Here is a 16,919-nt window from a genome sequence, read left to right as displayed (position 1 = left end):
AGGGAAAGGAAGACGTGCCCGAGGGGTGAAGCGATGGGCCAGGTCAAGGAAAAGATGAGCATCGGGGAGCTTCTTAAGCTTCTCCAACAGGAATTCCCGGAACTTACCATCTCCAAGATCAGGTTCCTGGAGAGTGAGGGCCTTCTCAGCCCGGAGAGGACCCCATCGGGTTATCGTAAGTTCAGCCAGGCCGACGCCCAACGCCTGCGCTTCATCCTCAAGCTCCAGAAGGAGAAGTACCTCCCCCTGAAGGTGATCCGGGAGAAGCTCAACGAGCTGGAAAGCGGAAGGATGCGCGCTGGAGACCTGGCCGCGGCCGGAGAATCGGAGGCCTTCAGGGTAGGGGAGGAGATATCCGCATACCAGGAAGCCACCCTACCCCGGGAGAACCTTCCCCAGGCGCTGGACATCGACCTCTCCTTCGCCGACACCCTGGAGGAATACGGGCTCATCTGCTCCCACCAGGGAGAGGACGGCCTTTACTATGAAAGGGAGGACGTGAAGATCCTGCGAATAGCGCGCGAGTTCTCGCGCTACGGCCTGGAGCCGCGCCATATGCGCATGTACGAAAACCTCACCGACCGGGAAGTTATGGCCTTCGAGCAGATCATCATGCCTTCCCTGAAGTCCAAGGACCCCGAGGCGCGGAAACGCGCCCTGGATGTCCTCCTGCAACTGGTGAACCTCTCCCGGGAGCTCAAGGACCAGCTGCTCAAGAACCGGGTGAAAGAATATTTCCGGCAGAACAACCAACCCGTACCCTTCTGAGTTGACCGCCTCATGGACGCCATACCGCTTCCTGGCCGACCGCATGTTAGGGCGGCTGGCCCGCTATCTTCGCCTCCTCGGATACGACGTCTCCTACCCCGAGCCCTGTGAAGATGCCGGACTGGTGGCCATGGCCATGAGCGAAGGCCGCGTTCTGCTGACCCGTGACCTCGGGTTTCTGGAACGTATCGGGCCGGCGAGAGGCAATCCCAAGGTGGTCATACTGCGCTCTTCTGTGGTGACCGAACAGGTCGCGCAGCTGGCATCCGAGGGATGGCTGGACCGTCCCGGACCGCCGCGCTGCGCCTCTTGCAACCGGCTACTCGAGGACATCGACCTCCTTGAGGCCCGCCACCTGGTCCCCCCGTACACTTTTTCCGTCCATACTCGGTTCCTCTACTGCCACGACTGCAACCGCGTCTATTGGGAGGGAAGCCACCTGGAGAGGTTCCGGCGCCGCCTCCGCCTCCTGCAGTGACCACCCGGCCACTCTCCGGCGAAGGCGGGACTGAACTCCCCTCGCATTGACTGCCCGTGTGGCGGGAAATACAATTTTTCCCGTGTCCGGAAGGGGGTTCATACATGTACTTCTTCTCCGAGCTGCAGGAAAAGAAGGTCCTGGACAAGCACGGTCGCCTGGTGGGCAAGCTCCAGGACATCGCCGTGAAGTGGGGCCACGGGTTTCCGCGCAGCGAGTCGCTCCAGGTGTACAGGACCAGGAGGGGCCGCCGGGAGACGGCGGTGGTGCCCTGGGAATGGGTATCCTCTCTGAGCCGCGACGGCGTGACCCTTTCCTGCGAGCGGGACGCGGTGTGGAAGAGCGAGTTCCAGCCCGAGGGCCTGTGGCTGGGACGCAACCTCCTCGACCGCCAGATCGTCGACCTCAACGGGTACAAGGTCGTTCGAGTGAACGACCTCCGTCTCGCTGAATCCAACTCCCACCTCACCCTCACCGGGGTGGACGTGAGCCAGAGGGCCCTCCTGCGCCGCCTGGGCCTGGAGAGGATGGTCCGTGCCGTGGCCAGATTGGGCATCGACATCCCGGAGAGGACCATTCCCTGGAATTTTGTGGCCCCCTTGGAGGTGAGTCAGGCCGGTTTGAGGCTCACGGTCACCCAGTCCCAGCTCGGGGAGATGCACCCCACGGACCTTGCAGACATACTGGAACAGCTCGATGCCGGACAGCGCGGCCGCCTCCTCGATCTTCTGGATGCCTTCACTGCCGCCCAGTCCCTTTCCGAGGTGGAGCCCGAGATGCAGGCGGAGGTCATCGAGGGGCTCGCGGAGACCAGGGCCTCGAACCTCCTGGAGATCATGCCCCCCGACGAAGCCGCGGACATCCTGGGACACCTCCCCAGGGACAAGGCGGAGCGGCTCCTGAACATGATGGGTGTGAAGGAGGCGAAGCTCATCCGGGATCTGCTGGGCTATGCGGAGGATACGGCGGGCGGGAAGATGACCCCCGAATTCCTGGCCGTGCTCAGCTCCTACACCGCGGGGGAATGCATAGACTTCCTGCGCCGTAAGGCGCCGGACGCGGAAACCCTGTACTACGTCTACGTGGTGGACGACGAGGGGCGGCTCAAAGGCGTAGTATCCCTGCGGGACCTGCTGACCGTGGATCCGGAGGAGAGGGTGGAGGAGTTCATGCGCCGCGACGTAATCTCCGTGAACCTGGACGACGATCAGGAGGCGGTCGCCGAGGTGATGGCCCGCTACAACCTGCTGGCCCTCCCCGTGGTGGACGATGATAACCTGCTCAAGGGGATAATCACCGTCGACGACGTGATTGACGTCCTGCGCGAGGAGGTCATGGAGGACCTCTCCTATCTGGGGGGTCTGGAACTGGCGGATGCCGGGCTGGCCACCTCCTTGCGCAGCCGGTTGCCTTCCCTGGCCGTCACCCTCCTGGGGGGCTCTCTCTGCGCCCTGGTGCTCATGCTCTTCGAAGGGCGCCCCATCCCCCTCGTCTCCCTGGCCTTCTTTATCCCTCTGGTCCTGAGGGCGGCGCAGGATGTGGGATTAGTCTCCCAGGCGGTCATCCTGGAGAGGCTGGGCGGTGTGGAGGCCTCCGTAAAAGAGGTCGCTAGACTGGCCTGGAGGGAATTCCGCCTGGTGTTCCTCATCTCCTGCGGCCTGGCATTCCTGGGAGGAGCAGCCGCCTTCCTCTGGAGGGGATACCTCCGCCTGGGTCTGGTTCTCGGCTTCACCCTCCTGTCCTCCATACCTCTGGGCGGGATGCTGGGCATGATCTTCGCCCTCGTCTCGCAACGCGTCACGGGAGAGCTCCATTTCGTCCAGGCTCGCCTTTCCGGCTTTCTAATGAGTCTGACATCCCTGGCCATCTACCTGGGCCTCGCCACGGCCCTGCTCTCCGGGCACGCGCCCTGAAAACGGCCTTTTCCGCGCTCCTGGAGGCGCACTGCGGCACGAAGACTCTCCCTCTGCTGAACGGTGAGACCGTCTTCTGATAAACTCCACTTGATGATGGAACACGACTTGGAAGGAAGAGAGCGACGCCGACCGGCGTCGAGGCCTGCGCAAGGCGGGATACTCGATCCCCGCCAGCGGCGCCGGATGGCCCGTAAAAGGATACGCGATTTGCGCCGGAAACGGCGGCGCGCGCTGAGAAGGTCCCGGAACACGTCCAGGATCGTCCTCTCCCGGGTGCTCGCCCTCCTTTTCGCAGTCCTCTTCCTTGCCGGCTCGCTGACTGCCTGGGCGGGAAGAGGCAGAAGCGGCGAAACCAGGACCTTTCAGCTACCCGCCTCCAACCTGGATGACCTGCGCGGGCAACAAACATCCGGCGTGGTCAGAGAACCGGAAATCCCGGCCAAAGCGGCCATACTCATGGATGCGGAGAGTGGAGAAGTGCTCTGGGAAAAGAACTCCGACCTGGAGCTGCCCATGGCCTCCACGACCAAGATCATGACCGCGGTGATAACCCTGGAGAACGCCTCCCTGGACGAGAAGGTGGTGATCAGCGAGAAAGCGAGTTCCACCGGCGAATCCTCGGCTTGGCTGGAAAAGGGGGAGGTCCTCACCGTGGATCAGCTGCTTCACGCCCTAATGGTACAGTCGGCCAACGACTCCGCCGTGGCCCTTGCCGAACACGTGGGCGGATCGGTGGAGGCCTTCGTGGAGATGATGAACCGGAAGGCCGAGGCCCTGGGAGCCCGGCACACCCATTTCGTCAATCCCCACGGATTGGACCAGAACGGCCATTACACCACCGCCCGCGACCTGGCGATGATAGCCGCTTATGCCATGCGCAACCCGGTCTTCCGGGAGCTGGTGGTCTCCGACGACTATCAGATCCCCTGGCCCGGACATCCCTACAACCGGGTTCTGGTCAACCACAACAAGTTCCTTAAGATGTACCCTTATGCCACGGGTATCAAGACCGGTTATACCGAAGGAGCCGGCAAGTGCCTGGTGGCCTCGGCGAGGAAGGAAGGCCGTGAGCTCATATCCGTAATCCTCAACGGGGGAGACAGCTACTGGGACCAGACCGTGCGCCTCATGGACTACGGGTTCGAGGGCTTCGTGAAGGTGGATTACGCCTACGCGGGCCAAGCGCTGGCCGTGATAGAAGTGGGAGATTTTCCCAGAAAAGAAGTAAATGCGGTCGCCGGCGAGGACATCGCCTTCACCGTGCGCAAGGACCAGCTTGAGGATTATCTCCTCTCGGAGGTCCACTGCGCGGTTTGGGTCGAGTACCCTGTGGAGGAAGGACGAAAAGTGGGGGAATTGAAGGTGGGGGAGGGAAATCCCGGGGAGCGGACGGCAGACCTGGTAAGTTCCGTGGACTGCCGCCCCCCCAACCTGTTTCTCCGTTTCCTGTCCTTTCTGTGGGCGGTCCTCGGGGTCTGGTGGAGATGGCTGAAATGGCTGATTCCCGGCGTATGATGGCAACCGCTTTGGGATGGACCGCAAAAGAAGCATGTCGCTCTTCAAGCTGAAGGGGGGCAAGGCTGAAGTTTGCTTCCCGGATGGAGTTGGGCAGCTAGCCTTTCGCCACCGCCAGGATCGGGCAAAAGATGGAGTCCCAGGGCTCCGATACATCGTAGAACCTTATGAGCGAGAAGAATGACGATGCGGAGGAGATCATGGAAGGGATAACCCTGGGACCGGTGCTGTTCAGCGCGGAGGCCATTTCCGCAAGGGTAAGGGAAGTGAGCGCCGAGATCGATAGAGATTATGGTCCCCGGATTGATTCCGGAAGAGAAGTATTCCTGGTAAGCGTGCTGAAGGGGAGTTTCATCTTCCTCGCCGACTTGATACGGTGCTTGCGGCTCCCCGTGGTCATCGATTTCCTGGCCATCTCCGGGTATGGGGAGCGCGGTACCTCGGCAGGGGTCCGCATCCTCAAGGACCTCTCGGAGGGAATCCGGGGCAGAGACGTGCTGGTGGTGGAGGACATCGTGGATACCGGCCTGACCTTGAGCTATATCCTCCGCAACCTCGAGGCCCGCGGCCCGGAATCGATCAGGGTATGTACCTTCCTGGACCGGGCGGCGAAACGTATAGTACCCGTGGAGGTACACTACCGCTGCTTCGAGGTGGGGGAGGAGTTCGTGGTGGGATACGGGCTGGATTACGGCCAGAAATGGAGGAACCTCCCCTACGTGTGCGTCCTCCGCGGCAGGGAGGTGCCGGCAACCTGAATGTGATATGGAAGCCACGGCGCCGTGCGCCGAGAAAGGTGCGGGGATCTACGGGAATGCGACGGATAGAGCGTAACGGAGACCAATCCTCCCCGGTTGACAAAAAGATGTCAAACCTTTCGGCGGAGGGAACGATAAAAGAAGTATGAGGTCCTACCGAAGGCCTTAAATTCCATGCGGAGACCGGCTGCTCTCCCGAGGAATGGTTCACCACGGGGACCGCTCCTCTCACGGATGGATTATTATATTATATAGCCTCCGCGAGCGATGTCGGGGAGGGAGAGAGGGTTAACCCGCACAACTTCCGGACAGGATGCGGAGGCAGGAAGGCGGTTTGACAGGGTGATGGTGGTAATATAGTTTTTACCTTGTAGGCAAGGCGCGAGGATGTGAGGGCCATGGTGGAACTGACCCTGATAGGCGTTAGAGTGGAGCTTCCGGCCAATCAGCCCATAGTGCTCCTGAAGGAGAGGATGGGGGACCGCTACCTGCCCATCTGGATCGGGGCCTTCGAAGCCACGGCCATAGCCTTTGCCCTGCAGGGGATTGAGACGGCCCGCCCCATGACCCACGACCTGATGAAGAACATCCTCGATCAGCTGGGCATCGTCATGAAGGACGTGGTCATCTCCGACCTAAGGGAAGGCACCTTCTACGCGGACATCAACCTGGTCTACGAGGGAAAGTCGTTCAAGATCGACGCCCGCCCCAGCGACGCCATCGCCCTCGCGGTGCGTACCGGCGTCTCCATCTATTCCGACGAGCACGTGCTCAATGAGGCCAGCGTCTTCATCAAGACCGACGAGGAAGAGGAGATCGAGAGGTTCCGTGACTTCCTCAAGGACGTAAAGCCGGAGGATTTCATGTAGGAGGGGCCTCTCGATAGAAGACCGTATGCCCACGGACATCGTCTTCATTCCCCGAGGCTCTCGGGGCTCCAAAGGATTCCCTTCGCGACGGATCCTGAAAGCCCTTTCGTATTCGATTGGTCTTCCGGAAAGAGTTGATTTACAATTTTAACCAGGCAAAATGAGGAGAGGATAGCAAAGAGGCCTCCATGCTTGACAGACTGAAAGCCCTGGAAAAGGCGGTCATCCTCCTGGTGATCATCATCCTCATCGGGACTATTGGCTATATGCTCATCGAGAAGCAGAACTTCCTCGATTCCCTGTATATGGTGATCATAACCGTCACCACCATCGGATACGGCGAGACCTTCATCCTGAGCACCAACGGACGGGTCTTCACCATCTTCCTGGTCATCGCCGGCGTGGGCACGGTGGGATACACGCTGGTCAGTGGGGTAGAATTCATGATAGAGAACAGCCTCTCTGGATTGATGGGAAGGAGGAAGATGCGCCGGGAGATAGAAAGCCTCATGGGACACTACATCCTCTGCGGTTACGGGAGGGTGGGGCAGCGGATCGCCGAGGACCTCAAGGACGCCAAGGCCAAGTTCGTGATCATCGAGAAGGATCCCTCCGCCGCGGAGAAAGCCGCCAATCGCGGCTACCTGGTGGTCAGGGCCGACGCCACCACCGAGGAAGCCCTGCGGGAGGCGGGCATCGAGAAGGCCAAGGGCCTGGTCACCGCGCTCAGCAGCGATGCCGAGAACCTCTACATCACCCTGACCGCCCGCGAGCTCTGCCCCCACCTGTTCATCGTCAGCCGCTGCGACGTGGAGGAGTCCGAGTCCAAGTTGCGGCGAGCGGGGGCCGACAGGGTCATCTCCCCGCACTCCATCGGCGGGCGGCGCATGGCGGCCATGCTCCTGAAGCCCATGGTCTGGGATTACCTGGACCTGGCCACCAAGGGTCAGTATATACAGTTCAACATCGAGAACCTGGAGTGGCGAATAGATGACGTGGAGATACAGCCCAATTCCTATCTGGACGGGAAGACCATCGAGGAAGCCAAGATATATTCCGTGTCCGGCGCCCTGGTCCTGGCGGTCAAGAAGAGAGGGATGAGCTTCGACACCAAGCCTTCCAAGGACACCCGACTGGACGCCGGGGACTGCATCATAGCCATCGGGACCGTCGAACAACTGGCCAAGCTGGAGGAGATCGCCACCTCCAAAGCCTGGATGCAGGGAGGACGTTATACCTGACATCCGCCCCTTTCTGACGGGCCACTCCCGGTAGAGAAAGGACCTCAACCTCCACTTTCTGTTATCATGAAAGGCGAACCTTTACCGGAGGTTTCGATATGCGGATATGGCCAGGAAAAGGCGGCATGCCGGCTGCCGGGACCAGCGTTGTCCTGGCGGTGATCCTTGCCTGCTGCATGATTCTCGCCCTCCCCCCACTTGCCGGAGCCCAGGACGATGAGACCTCCCTGGTCCAGGAGGCCAACCGCCTCACTTATCAGATCCTTGACCTCAGGGCCAGGCGCGAGAAAGCACTGAAAGAGGGGGATGCTGTGCGGGCGGAACTGGAGGACCTCGACCGGAGGATCGCCGCCGGCCAGGAGGAGATGGACGCCCTGGAGCGGGAGCTCTCCCGGGCCCGCGAAGCTTATCGTGAATCCCTGCGGCGGCTCTACATGCAAGGAGACATAAGCGAGCTCGAGGTTATCCTGGAGTCGCGGGAGCTGGACGAGATGTGGCGGGACGTGGATTACCTGGACCGCATGGCGGGCCTCCATCTCCAGGTCCTTGAGGATCTGAAGGACAAGCTGTACTCCTGTCAGGTGAAGGAACGGGACCTGCGTGAGTACCGGGAACGGAGGGAGAGGCTGGCCGAGGCCCTGGACGCGGAGGCCCTGGAGCAGCGCATCCAGATGCTGGAGTCCCGCTTGAGCGAGATAAACACGCGCCTCCGCGAGCTCCGCGCCTCGAGGCCCCCCAGCTCTCCCCCCCAAACCTCCGCCGCTCCCTCGACGTGGAAGCTCCCGCCCCCAGGAAAACTACTTGACCGCGTCCCCGTCATGCCGCCTCTCTCGGACTTCGAGCGTACGGGGATCGTCTTCTCCGGATACACCACCTTCTACGGCCCCGAGTGGCACGGCAAACCGACCAGCAGCGGGGTCATCTACAACATGTACGACTACACCTGCGCCCACCGTACGCTTCCCTTCGGCACTTGGCTGCTGGTGACCTACCAGGGGAGGCAGGTCATAGTGCAGGTCAACAACAGAGGGCCCTTCGTGCCTGGGCGCGTGCTCGACCTGTCTTGGGCCGCGGCCCAGAGCATAGGGCTGAGCGGGGTGAAGTGGACGGAGTTCGAGATAATCGTTCCCCGCGGAGGTTGAGGGGAAAGGCTTAGACATCCCCGTGAGTGACGGAAGGACCGGGCCCGGTAGGCGGCGAAGGTAACACACGATAAAGACGGGCTCCTTCATCCGGGATCGGTCCGCATCGGAGAGGCTAAATGTCCGAGAGGGAGAGATATCCTCGCTGGGATGAGGTCCGGTTTGCGCACCGCAGCGAACAGGAATTTGCCAGACTCCTGGATTTCTACGATATAAAATGGCTCTACGAGCCGGTGAGCTTCGATATCGCCTGGGACAAGAAAGGCAATCCGGTCTCCAGGTTCACCCCTGATTTCTACCTCCCAGAGTTCGACCTCTATATAGAGATAACCACCATGAACCAGAAACTGGTGACCAAAAAGAACCGCAAGATACGCAGGCTCATGGAGCTCTACCCGGATGTGAAATGCAAGATCCTGTACCGAAAGGACTTCGAGCACCTGCTCTTCAAATACCACATCAACCTGGGCGGCGCCGAGGAGGAGGGCGAGGAGGAGAACGAGGAGCAGGGGGCCGCTATCTCCGGGGAGAACGCTCCAGACGGCGGGCCCTGAACACGCAAGGCCCCTTGCGGCTCACGCGCCAACCTCCCGAAAGGCCCACCCGCCCATCTTCAATGGCGGCATGAATCTCGCATACCAGATCACCAACGGTCTGGGGGAGCTCACCAAAGGGGCAACCGAGGAACACCGTCTCTACGCATCCCTCCTCCAAGACTCGGCTGCGCTTCCTTAAACCCCTCCTTCCCAGATCCTCGTCCCAGGCGCGAGCCAGGGACTGCGCGTCCTCTCCCCGCAGGTGAAGAAGGGGGGAGACCTCCTCGATCGCCTCCTGGCGGCTGCGGCGTCGCGCTTCCTCCAGGACGGAGAGCCGGGCACGCCCGCCCAGTCCGGCCATCGCTCCGGCCAGAATCTCCGCCAGCATGCGGTAGTGTCGGGGCGGGAAATGGAGCTCGCCTCCGCCCTCGTCGACCTGGTAATGATAGGCGGGACGGCCGCCCAAGTCTCCACGGCGGCGTATCACCCGCACCAGCCCTATCCCGGCCAGCTTTTCCAGATGGAGGCGGGCCGCGTTGACGTGCAACCCGAAGTGTTCGGCCACCTGGCGGGCGGAGAGGGGAGCCTCGCTCTCCCTTAGGTACTCGAATATCCGCCGGCGGGTGGAATCCGCCATGGCCGAGGATATGCGGCCCAGCCTTTCTCCGTAATCGAGCATTTTCCCTTTCACCCGTCCTGTCCTATGCCCGGCCTGCAGCGCCACTCCCGCCGCGGCGATCAAGGCCTGCATCCCTCGCAAAGATGGTTTCCCTCACCTTTTGACAACCGCTCCTTGACATAGTAATTATAACATAGTATATAAATACAGTATATACAGTATTAAATATAAAGAAAGGGCTCAAATATAAAGGAGGGGCTCATGCTGAGGGTTAAGTCTCGGTGCTGGAGGTGTGGGGAAGTGACCCTGGCCCTTGAGGAAATCATGATGGTGGAACACGGGGACGGGGACGGCGTCTTCTATTCTTTTTTCTGTCCTACCTGCGGAGACGTTCAGGCCTACGCGGCAGACCCTCGTTTCGTGGATTTCATGCGCATGAACGGGTCTCAACCCATCCTCCTCCCCGAGCCCATCGAGTGCAAGCGGGAGGCGGCCTCGCCGCCGTTGACCTGGGATGACCTCCTGGACCTCCACCTACAGTTGGAAGGCGATTCATGACCCCCGTCATACCGGCGCCGTAAATCGGTCTGGCGTAAATACCGTTCCTGCGGTTAAACTAGTCCCAGGATTTATAAAGAGGAGGTATGAGGAATGGCCATCGACAAGCACATGACCATACAGGAAGTGGTGGAGAAGAATCCGGAGACCATCCGGGTTTTCCTGGAGCACGGTTTGCACTGCATAGGTTGCGCCGTGGCCCGCTTCGAGAACATCGAGCAGGGGGCACTGGCCCACGGGATAGACGTGGACGCCCTGATCCGGGACCTAAACGCCAAGGTCGCGGAGAAGGAACAGGGTTAGGGTTACCACCACGGCTCGAGATTTGATCTGATGCCGCTTCCGGTTCCGGCCGGAAGCGCGACTCACCTCATCGGGAACAGAGGTTATCGTTCTTCCTCGTGCCGCCGGGTCCCAGGAATCCTGCGCCGAGGGGTCACCGACCGCAGGGCGGAATGATTCTTCCTGGCCCCACTTCTTTGCGCCGGCCACGGATTTCTCCATTACGGCCCGTTCGGCCTGTCCACGGGGAGCCTTGGACGTCCCGGGCGGCTGCGGCCCCAATCCCTATCACAGCCCTCGCCGTGACCCGCAATGCCATATCCTCCATTCGGCGCCCCGCATTAGCACTGAAGGCCTATTGAGAAGGGACATACCGAAAACGAGACCCTTATAGAGCGCGAAACCCTCTCGCAAACAGAGCACGGAGTGGGAAAAACCTACAGCGTCGCCCGGGTTACGGCCGACGGGAAGATTCCGAGGTCGGAGAGACGGGCCTTCCGGGCGGCCCAAGCCCCTGAGGACGAGATGAAGGATGAGGTTCGTGGTTGAGAGATTGTTTTCCCGTTTCCTGGAAGCCGCGGTCATCGGATTGATGGCCATGGCCCTCATGGTCAATTTTTTGATAATCATCCAGGCCGTCTTCTCACCTTTGAGCGTGGTGCAGGGAAACTCCATGTACCCGTACATCGAGGACCAGGATGCCGTTCTCGTCATGCCCTCCGATCCGGGTGAACTGGACCCGGGAGACGTGGTAGTATTCCCCGATCCGGAACAGGAAGGATTCAGCATCGTCCACCGCATAGTCTCCATCGAGGAGAGGCATGGCCGTCTGTATGCCCTCACCAAGGGGGACGCCAACCCGGTGGCCGATCCCCTGCCCGTGCCCCTCACCCGCATCTCAGGAAAGGTCAAGGTGGTCCTCCCCATGGGAGGCGCCCTTCTGGAATTCTTCCATTCCTCACGGGGATTTCTCCTCTGTGTGCTTATGCCCTTCGCCGTGCTCCTGCTCTACACGCTGACCCAGCGGTACAAAGAAAAGGTGGGCGAAGGCGGGAGCCTCCTTCTCCGTCCAATCCTGAGGGCCCGACCTTAAAAGAGGACCCTTCCTCTTCACCGCGCTCAGTCATACCAAGGAGTGTCCTCTTCCGCTTCGCTGGACGATGGAACCGACCTGCTCGCGACGTTCAACGACCTTGGCCGCCACGCCCGCGGTCTACCGCCTTTGCCCGCATCGACCTTTCACCGCGCCGGGGCACAGGATAGGGTGGGCATGATCATGGCCCCCCACGACACGATTCGGCGAGCCCTCCTCCACGGCCGGAGAATGCTTTTGCCCATCCTCCCGGTAAGGGACGGGTTGACGGAGGCCGATGATCTTTAGTGGAGAAGGAGGGCGCCTTTAAGGAGGGCGATGGGCCGGCGCGAGAGGAGCCGGAACTCATGTGCCAGCGGCGTCGCCACGCAAGAGACGCTTTTTGAGTGGAAGGCAGGTAAAGTGAGGATCTTCATGGGCCCGGATAGGTCGGGGGAGGGATGCGACTTCCGGCTCATAAGCCATCGGGGCGGGAGGGGGTTCGGCCCGGAGAACTCCCTGCAAGCGCTGCAAGCGGCTCTGGAATCCGGGGTGGAGATGGTGGAGACAGACGTGCGCATGACCGCGGACGGCGTTCCCGTGATCCACCACGGCCCCTTCCTGGGGATGCGCCTCATCAGCCGCATTTCCATTGCCGAACTACGGGAAACGGATTCCTTGGTGCCCACCCTCCGGGAATACCTGGAGGTGGCGGCGGACAGGATAGCCCTGAACCTGGAAGTCAAGAGGTGCGATCCCTACGTCCTGGCCGACCTTCTGCGCGAATTCGACCTCCCGGAACCCCCTCTGGTGAGCTCCTTCGACGACGCCTTCCTCTCCGAATTCCGGCGCACCGGATACCCGGCTTGTTTGGGCTTGCTCGACCAGTACGATCCCGTCAGGGACCGCCTGTTCAGGAAGGCGCGGGAATGCGGGGCGTCGGTGATCCTTCCCCTCTACCTGGGGGTGGACAGGGAGCTGGTTGCCGCAGCCCGCAAGGAGGGGTTACGGGTGATAACCTGGACGGTGAACTCTCCCTCCGCCCTCCGGACGCTCATCGATTGGGGAGTAGAGGGCGTGATAACCGACGACTACCCGCGCCTGCGCTCTTTTCTGGAGGAAAACTACAAGGCTGCAGGAGTACCGCCTGCGGCGGGAACCCTCCTTCCGGGACGCGAGGCTTTTAGGGATTGACTTCGGGAAAGAAAACCCTATCCCGGGAGGAGGGCGGGAGTGCGCAAGCCCGCGCCCCAGTGCCGAGCCTGCATAAAAGGCACATAGGTAGGGACCAAGATGCGGAACAGCCGCATTATATCGGCCCCATGGACCCGACGAGGCGTCTTCGCCGACGATGCACCGTCCATTCGGGATGCGGCGTACATGGCCGGACCTGATCGAGCCGTGGACGAGCTCGTTCCTCAGGGCCTTGAAAGGGGCCGCGGCGTAGCGGGATGGAATGGGGGCGCGAAAACGCCTTACGGTCCGAAGGACTGCCTATAAAGGTGGAAGCAGCCGACCGGGGTGGCCAGCTGCTTTCCGGGTGGGGCGTTGGACTCTCCGTCCGAGGTACATTTTCGGGTAACCGGAAAGGGTTTTGAAATCGGCCAATGGTATTAAAAAGAGGTGGTATTCACCACTTTATGGTAAATTAGGTAGTATTGCTTAACAGGATTAAACATATATAAACGCATTCCGTCGCAAAACCGGCATAAAAGGGGCCGAGTCTTTGAAGGATCCGGGCACGGAGGTTCCGGGACAGGAAAACGTCAGCCGGTTCAGGGTTTTGTCATCTCACCCCCATGCTGTTCCTGAACCGTTCACGGGAGGTTGGAAATGGGGGAGGAGAGATGGGGGTAGGGAAGAAGTGCCCACCGTGCGGTGGAACAGGATACAGGGTGGCCGGTGGGCGCTTTTTCGATTAACATTAAGATACCGCATGACCGTCATGCGGTCGGCGGGACAGGGGTAGATGGAAGCCGGACGGCGGGTCAGAGGCTCACGAGGACATCCTACCGAGGCGCGGCTATCTCGTCACTGAACGGAAACCCGCCGCATAATAGGGGCCATGAGACCGCCAGCACCAACGGCGAACCTGATCGCACCATCCGGCGCCTTTTGCAGCACGGGCCGAGGTATTCGCCGATAACGGATTCATTTCGCCGGGAGGGAGGGCAAGGGCCGCATTTCCGTTGCTCAAGGCGGTGCCCCGTGGCCAGACCCTCTGGGGGATGAACGCCGTTCAAATTACCTGCGGCTACCTCTAAGCAGGCAACCGGCTTGAGGGAAAGTACCTGACCGCCAAGAAGCTCGAAAGCGGAGAAAGGGGGAGGTCATGGAGAAGAATTTCAAGTGCTGGCCCAAGGGAGTGCCCAAGAACCTTTCCTATCCTGAGGTCCCCGTTTTCCAGATACTGCGCTCAGCGGCGGCGCGGTGGCCATGGCGCAATGCCATCATCTTCGGGGGGATGGAGATCACCTATCAGGAGCTGGACAACCTCTCCGACCGTTTCGCGGCCGCCCTGGCCTCGCTGGGGGTGAAGAAAGGGGACCGGGTGGGCATACACCTTCCCAACTGCCCGCAGTTCGCCATCGCCTACTTCGGCCTCCTCAAGGCGGGAGCGGTATTCGTCCCCATGAGCCCTCTTCTGGCGGAGAGGGAGATCGAGTTCCAGCTCAATGACGCGGGCGTGGAGACCTTCATCGGCCTGGACATGCTCTACGCCGCCCCCCAAGCGGTGATACCCAGAAGCCCGGTCAAGAGGGTGATAATGGTCAGCCTGGCCGACTGCTACCCGCCGGTGTCCGCCCCGGCTAAGCTCCTCCAGAGGCAGCCCACTCCGGAGGGGACCATGGACTTCTCGGCCCTGCTCGCGGAGCACCCTCCGGAACCGCCGCAGGTGGAGTTCGACGTCAGGGAGGACCTGGCCCACATCGCCTATACCGGGGGGACCACGGGCACTCCCAAGGGGGTCATGATCACCCACTACAACGCGGTGGTGAACTGCTGCCAGTATGCCTACTGGTTCAGCGGGGGGGACGTGGACTACCGGGACGGGAAATTCGGGATCAGACGGCTGGAGGGGGATCGGGACGAAGACCATCCCACCCGGGAAGGCACGGAGGTCTCCCTCATCGTGGTCCCCTGGTTCCATGCCATGGGGGTGATCGGTTACCTCACCATGCAGATGATAGGAGGGAACACCCTGGTGGTATTCCCGCGCTTCGACCCCACCGAGTACCTGTTGGCCATAAACAAGTACCGGGCCACGGTCTTCGGCGGAGCTCCCCAGCTCTTCGTGCAACTGGTGGAGAACCCGCTCTTCCGGGAGCTGGACCTCTCGGAGATCAAGATGGTGGCCTCCGGGGCGGCACCCATCCCGCGACACCTCCTGGAGACCATGCAGGAGAAAATACCCGGGGTGGTATGCGAGGCCTACGGCCTGTCCGAATGCACCATGGGTTGCGCCGCAAATCCGCCCAGCCGGGAGGGCTTCCGCCTGGGGTCCGTGGGGCTTCCCGTACAGGACACGGAGATTAAGATCGTGGACCCCGAGACGGGGGAGAAGGAGATGCCCGTGGGGGAGATAGGGGAGATATGCATCAAGGGCCCGCAGGTCATGAAGGGTTACTGGAACAAACCGGAGGAAACGGCCGACGTGCTCCGGGACGGCTGGCTGTACACGGGAGACATAGGCAAGTTCGACGAGGACGGTTACCTCTACATAGTGGACCGCAAGAAGGACATGCTCATCTACAAGGGGTACAACGTCTATCCGCGCGACCTCGAGGAGGTCCTGAATTCCCACCCCGACGTGACCCAGTCGGCGGTGGTGGGGAAGTACCACGAGAGGTACGGAGACATCCCCATAGCCTTCGTGGAACTGGTCCCCGGAGGAAAGGCCACGGAGGAGGAGCTCCTGGAGTATGCCAACCAGAGGCTGGCCAAGTACAAGAAGCTGCGCAAGGTAAGCATAGTGGAGGCCTTACCCGCCAGTGCCGCGGGGAAGATACTGCGCCGCGAGCTCAGGGAGCAAGCGCAGAGCATGAAACTGGACCTGGGAGATTGAAATTTAATTAACTTTACATAAGATATATTATCGGCTTAATTCTTTTTCCGGGATTTGCCTCCCGATCCGGGACGCGATATTGGGGTTGTGAAGTGAGACGGGCCCCGGTCACGTCCCGTCGGAAAAGCGGGAGCTAGTTGGGACGCGGCCATTTGATACCTCCACTGCCTTTCTCGTAAGACCGCCGCCACCGCTCCACCGCCCGTACGTCTTCTGGAAAAGCCGTGAACCTCCGCCCGCAAAATGTCCTTCTCGCGCCTGCTATCTCTACGGGGCATGCTCGCGTCCTCGAAAACGCATGAGGACATACGGAAGGCGGTGTTAACCCAAATGACTCTTGCCCCCGGCATATCCGGCAGCACGTAATCCCTCGACCTCCCCTTAAACCCGCCATCGGCCGAAACCGGACCTCTTGGCCGAGGCGCCTGTGAAGGTTCTCTCGCGACCTACCTGTAATGTGATGTAGTGCGCCTACCAAAAGGGATGATGCGATGGGGACTCTTGGGCCAAGCCCGTGCTTCGAAACGCTTCCGGCGTTCGATATATAAAATGAACATATTATATTAATATGTATATATAAAGCCACGGGACTGCTTGCCCGAGGCCCGCGCCGGAACCCGAAAGCACGTCGTTCAGAGCGTCCAGAGGAGGATCGGGGCTCCCCTCCTGCCCTTAACGCTTAAGAGCATACCAGGTGAGAGGTTTGCCCCCGTCCGGATAGAGATGCAGAACGCGTCGTGGAGCGAGTGAAGGAGTCTCGGTGCGCTCGGTATCGAGCGGGACCCCGACACATCGCAGAAGGCAAAACCCCGCGCCTCTTTCCTTCGATGGGCCGCCGGAGCCCCGGGCTTTCTGTCTATAAAGGAAGCCCTTCCATTTTACGAAAAAAGGGTTGGTGTGAGTAAAGCCCACAATCTTCTGTAAATTTTCGCTCCCCAGGATAAAGTTCCACTCCTTCCATCCGGAGGAGAGGACAAATCACCGACGTCTTCCTCCGGTATCGCAAACCAAGGGCAAAAGGACATGACGGCACATAGGCCATCAGCTCTTGTGCCCTGGGGATATTCCTTATTGGGTTGTCAAGGAAGACGTTATGAGG

15 protein-coding genes are annotated in these 16,919 nt (G+C 60.7%); 14 read left to right on the top strand and 1 reads right to left on the bottom strand.

Features of this window, described 5'->3' with window-relative positions; translation table 11 throughout:
* Positions 1-33 precede the first annotated feature (33 nt).
* The 9 genes from ftsR to H7007_RS01830 all read left to right on the top strand — a co-directional run bounded on the left by ftsR (position 34) and on the right by H7007_RS01830 (position 9,241).
* Positions 34-768, top strand: coding sequence for a transcriptional regulator FtsR (ftsR, locus tag H7007_RS01870; protein WP_287152794.1), 735 nt, complete (start codon positions 34-36; stop codon positions 766-768).
* 1 nt (position 769) lies between these two features.
* Positions 770-1,246: a DUF5615 family PIN-like protein gene (locus H7007_RS01865; protein ID WP_287152793.1), complete on the top strand. Its 477-nt coding sequence runs from the start codon at positions 770-772 to the stop codon at positions 1,244-1,246.
* Between the two features lie 104 nt (positions 1,247-1,350).
* Positions 1,351-3,159, top strand: a complete 1,809-nt coding sequence (gene mgtE, locus H7007_RS01860; RefSeq protein WP_287152792.1) for a magnesium transporter — start codon at positions 1,351-1,353, stop codon at positions 3,157-3,159.
* A gap of 210 nt (positions 3,160-3,369) precedes the next feature.
* A complete protein-coding gene (locus H7007_RS01855) occupies positions 3,370-4,677 on the top strand; it encodes a D-alanyl-D-alanine carboxypeptidase family protein (protein WP_287152791.1) in 1,308 nt (435 codons plus the stop codon).
* Positions 4,678-4,844: 167 nt separating this feature from the next.
* Positions 4,845-5,435, top strand: a complete 591-nt coding sequence (gene hpt, locus H7007_RS01850) for a hypoxanthine phosphoribosyltransferase (protein ID WP_287152790.1) — start codon at positions 4,845-4,847, stop codon at positions 5,433-5,435.
* Between the two features lie 398 nt (positions 5,436-5,833).
* Positions 5,834-6,304, top strand: a complete 471-nt coding sequence (locus H7007_RS01845) for a bifunctional nuclease family protein (RefSeq protein WP_287152789.1) — start codon at positions 5,834-5,836, stop codon at positions 6,302-6,304.
* Positions 6,305-6,492: 188 nt separating this feature from the next.
* Positions 6,493-7,545 carry a potassium channel family protein gene (locus H7007_RS01840; RefSeq protein WP_287152788.1) on the top strand — a complete coding sequence of 351 codons (1,053 nt, stop codon included), beginning with the start codon at positions 6,493-6,495 and terminating at the stop codon, positions 7,543-7,545.
* Between the two features lie 125 nt (positions 7,546-7,670).
* The gene (locus tag H7007_RS01835) at positions 7,671-8,687 is read left to right on the top strand and encodes a septal ring lytic transglycosylase RlpA family protein (RefSeq protein WP_287152787.1); all 1,017 of its coding nucleotides are present in this window, start codon (positions 7,671-7,673) and stop codon (positions 8,685-8,687) included.
* A gap of 119 nt (positions 8,688-8,806) precedes the next feature.
* Positions 8,807-9,241, top strand: a complete 435-nt coding sequence (locus H7007_RS01830) for a PDDEXK family nuclease (RefSeq protein ID WP_287152786.1) — start codon at positions 8,807-8,809, stop codon at positions 9,239-9,241.
* Here H7007_RS01830 and H7007_RS01825 read toward each other — a convergent pair.
* Positions 9,204-9,974, bottom strand: coding sequence for a helix-turn-helix transcriptional regulator (locus H7007_RS01825; RefSeq protein WP_287152892.1), 771 nt, complete (start codon positions 9,972-9,974; stop codon positions 9,204-9,206). The two genes, H7007_RS01830 and H7007_RS01825, sit on opposite strands and share 38 nt — an antisense overlap.
* Positions 9,975-10,103: 129 nt before the next feature.
* Between H7007_RS01825 and H7007_RS01820 the strand changes: the two genes are divergently transcribed.
* The 5 genes from H7007_RS01820 to H7007_RS01800 all read left to right on the top strand — a co-directional run bounded on the left by H7007_RS01820 (position 10,104) and on the right by H7007_RS01800 (position 15,820).
* Positions 10,104-10,400, top strand: a complete 297-nt coding sequence (locus H7007_RS01820) for a hypothetical protein (protein WP_287152785.1) — start codon at positions 10,104-10,106, stop codon at positions 10,398-10,400.
* A gap of 93 nt (positions 10,401-10,493) precedes the next feature.
* The gene (locus H7007_RS01815) at positions 10,494-10,703 is read left to right on the top strand and encodes a DUF1858 domain-containing protein (protein ID WP_287152784.1); all 210 of its coding nucleotides are present in this window, start codon (positions 10,494-10,496) and stop codon (positions 10,701-10,703) included.
* A 511-nt stretch (positions 10,704-11,214) separates the two neighbouring features.
* The gene (locus tag H7007_RS01810) at positions 11,215-11,775 is read left to right on the top strand and encodes a signal peptidase I (protein WP_287152783.1); all 561 of its coding nucleotides are present in this window, start codon (positions 11,215-11,217) and stop codon (positions 11,773-11,775) included.
* A 414-nt stretch (positions 11,776-12,189) separates the two neighbouring features.
* The gene (locus H7007_RS01805; RefSeq protein ID WP_287152782.1) at positions 12,190-12,948 is read left to right on the top strand and encodes a glycerophosphodiester phosphodiesterase; all 759 of its coding nucleotides are present in this window, start codon (positions 12,190-12,192) and stop codon (positions 12,946-12,948) included.
* Positions 12,949-14,086: 1,138 nt separating this feature from the next.
* Complete coding sequence (locus H7007_RS01800) at positions 14,087-15,820, top strand: AMP-binding protein (RefSeq protein WP_287152781.1); 1,734 nt, start codon at positions 14,087-14,089, stop codon at positions 15,818-15,820.
* Positions 15,821-16,919 lie beyond the last annotated feature (1,099 nt).

The sequence above is a fragment of the Candidatus Solincola tengchongensis genome, assembly GCF_015711935.1.
Taxonomy (GTDB): Bacteria; Actinomycetota; Geothermincolia; order Geothermincolales; family RBG-13-55-18; genus Solincola_A; species Solincola_A tengchongensis.
Note: the sequence above shows the minus strand (reverse complement) of the source record. Positions and strands in the feature narration are given on the sequence as shown.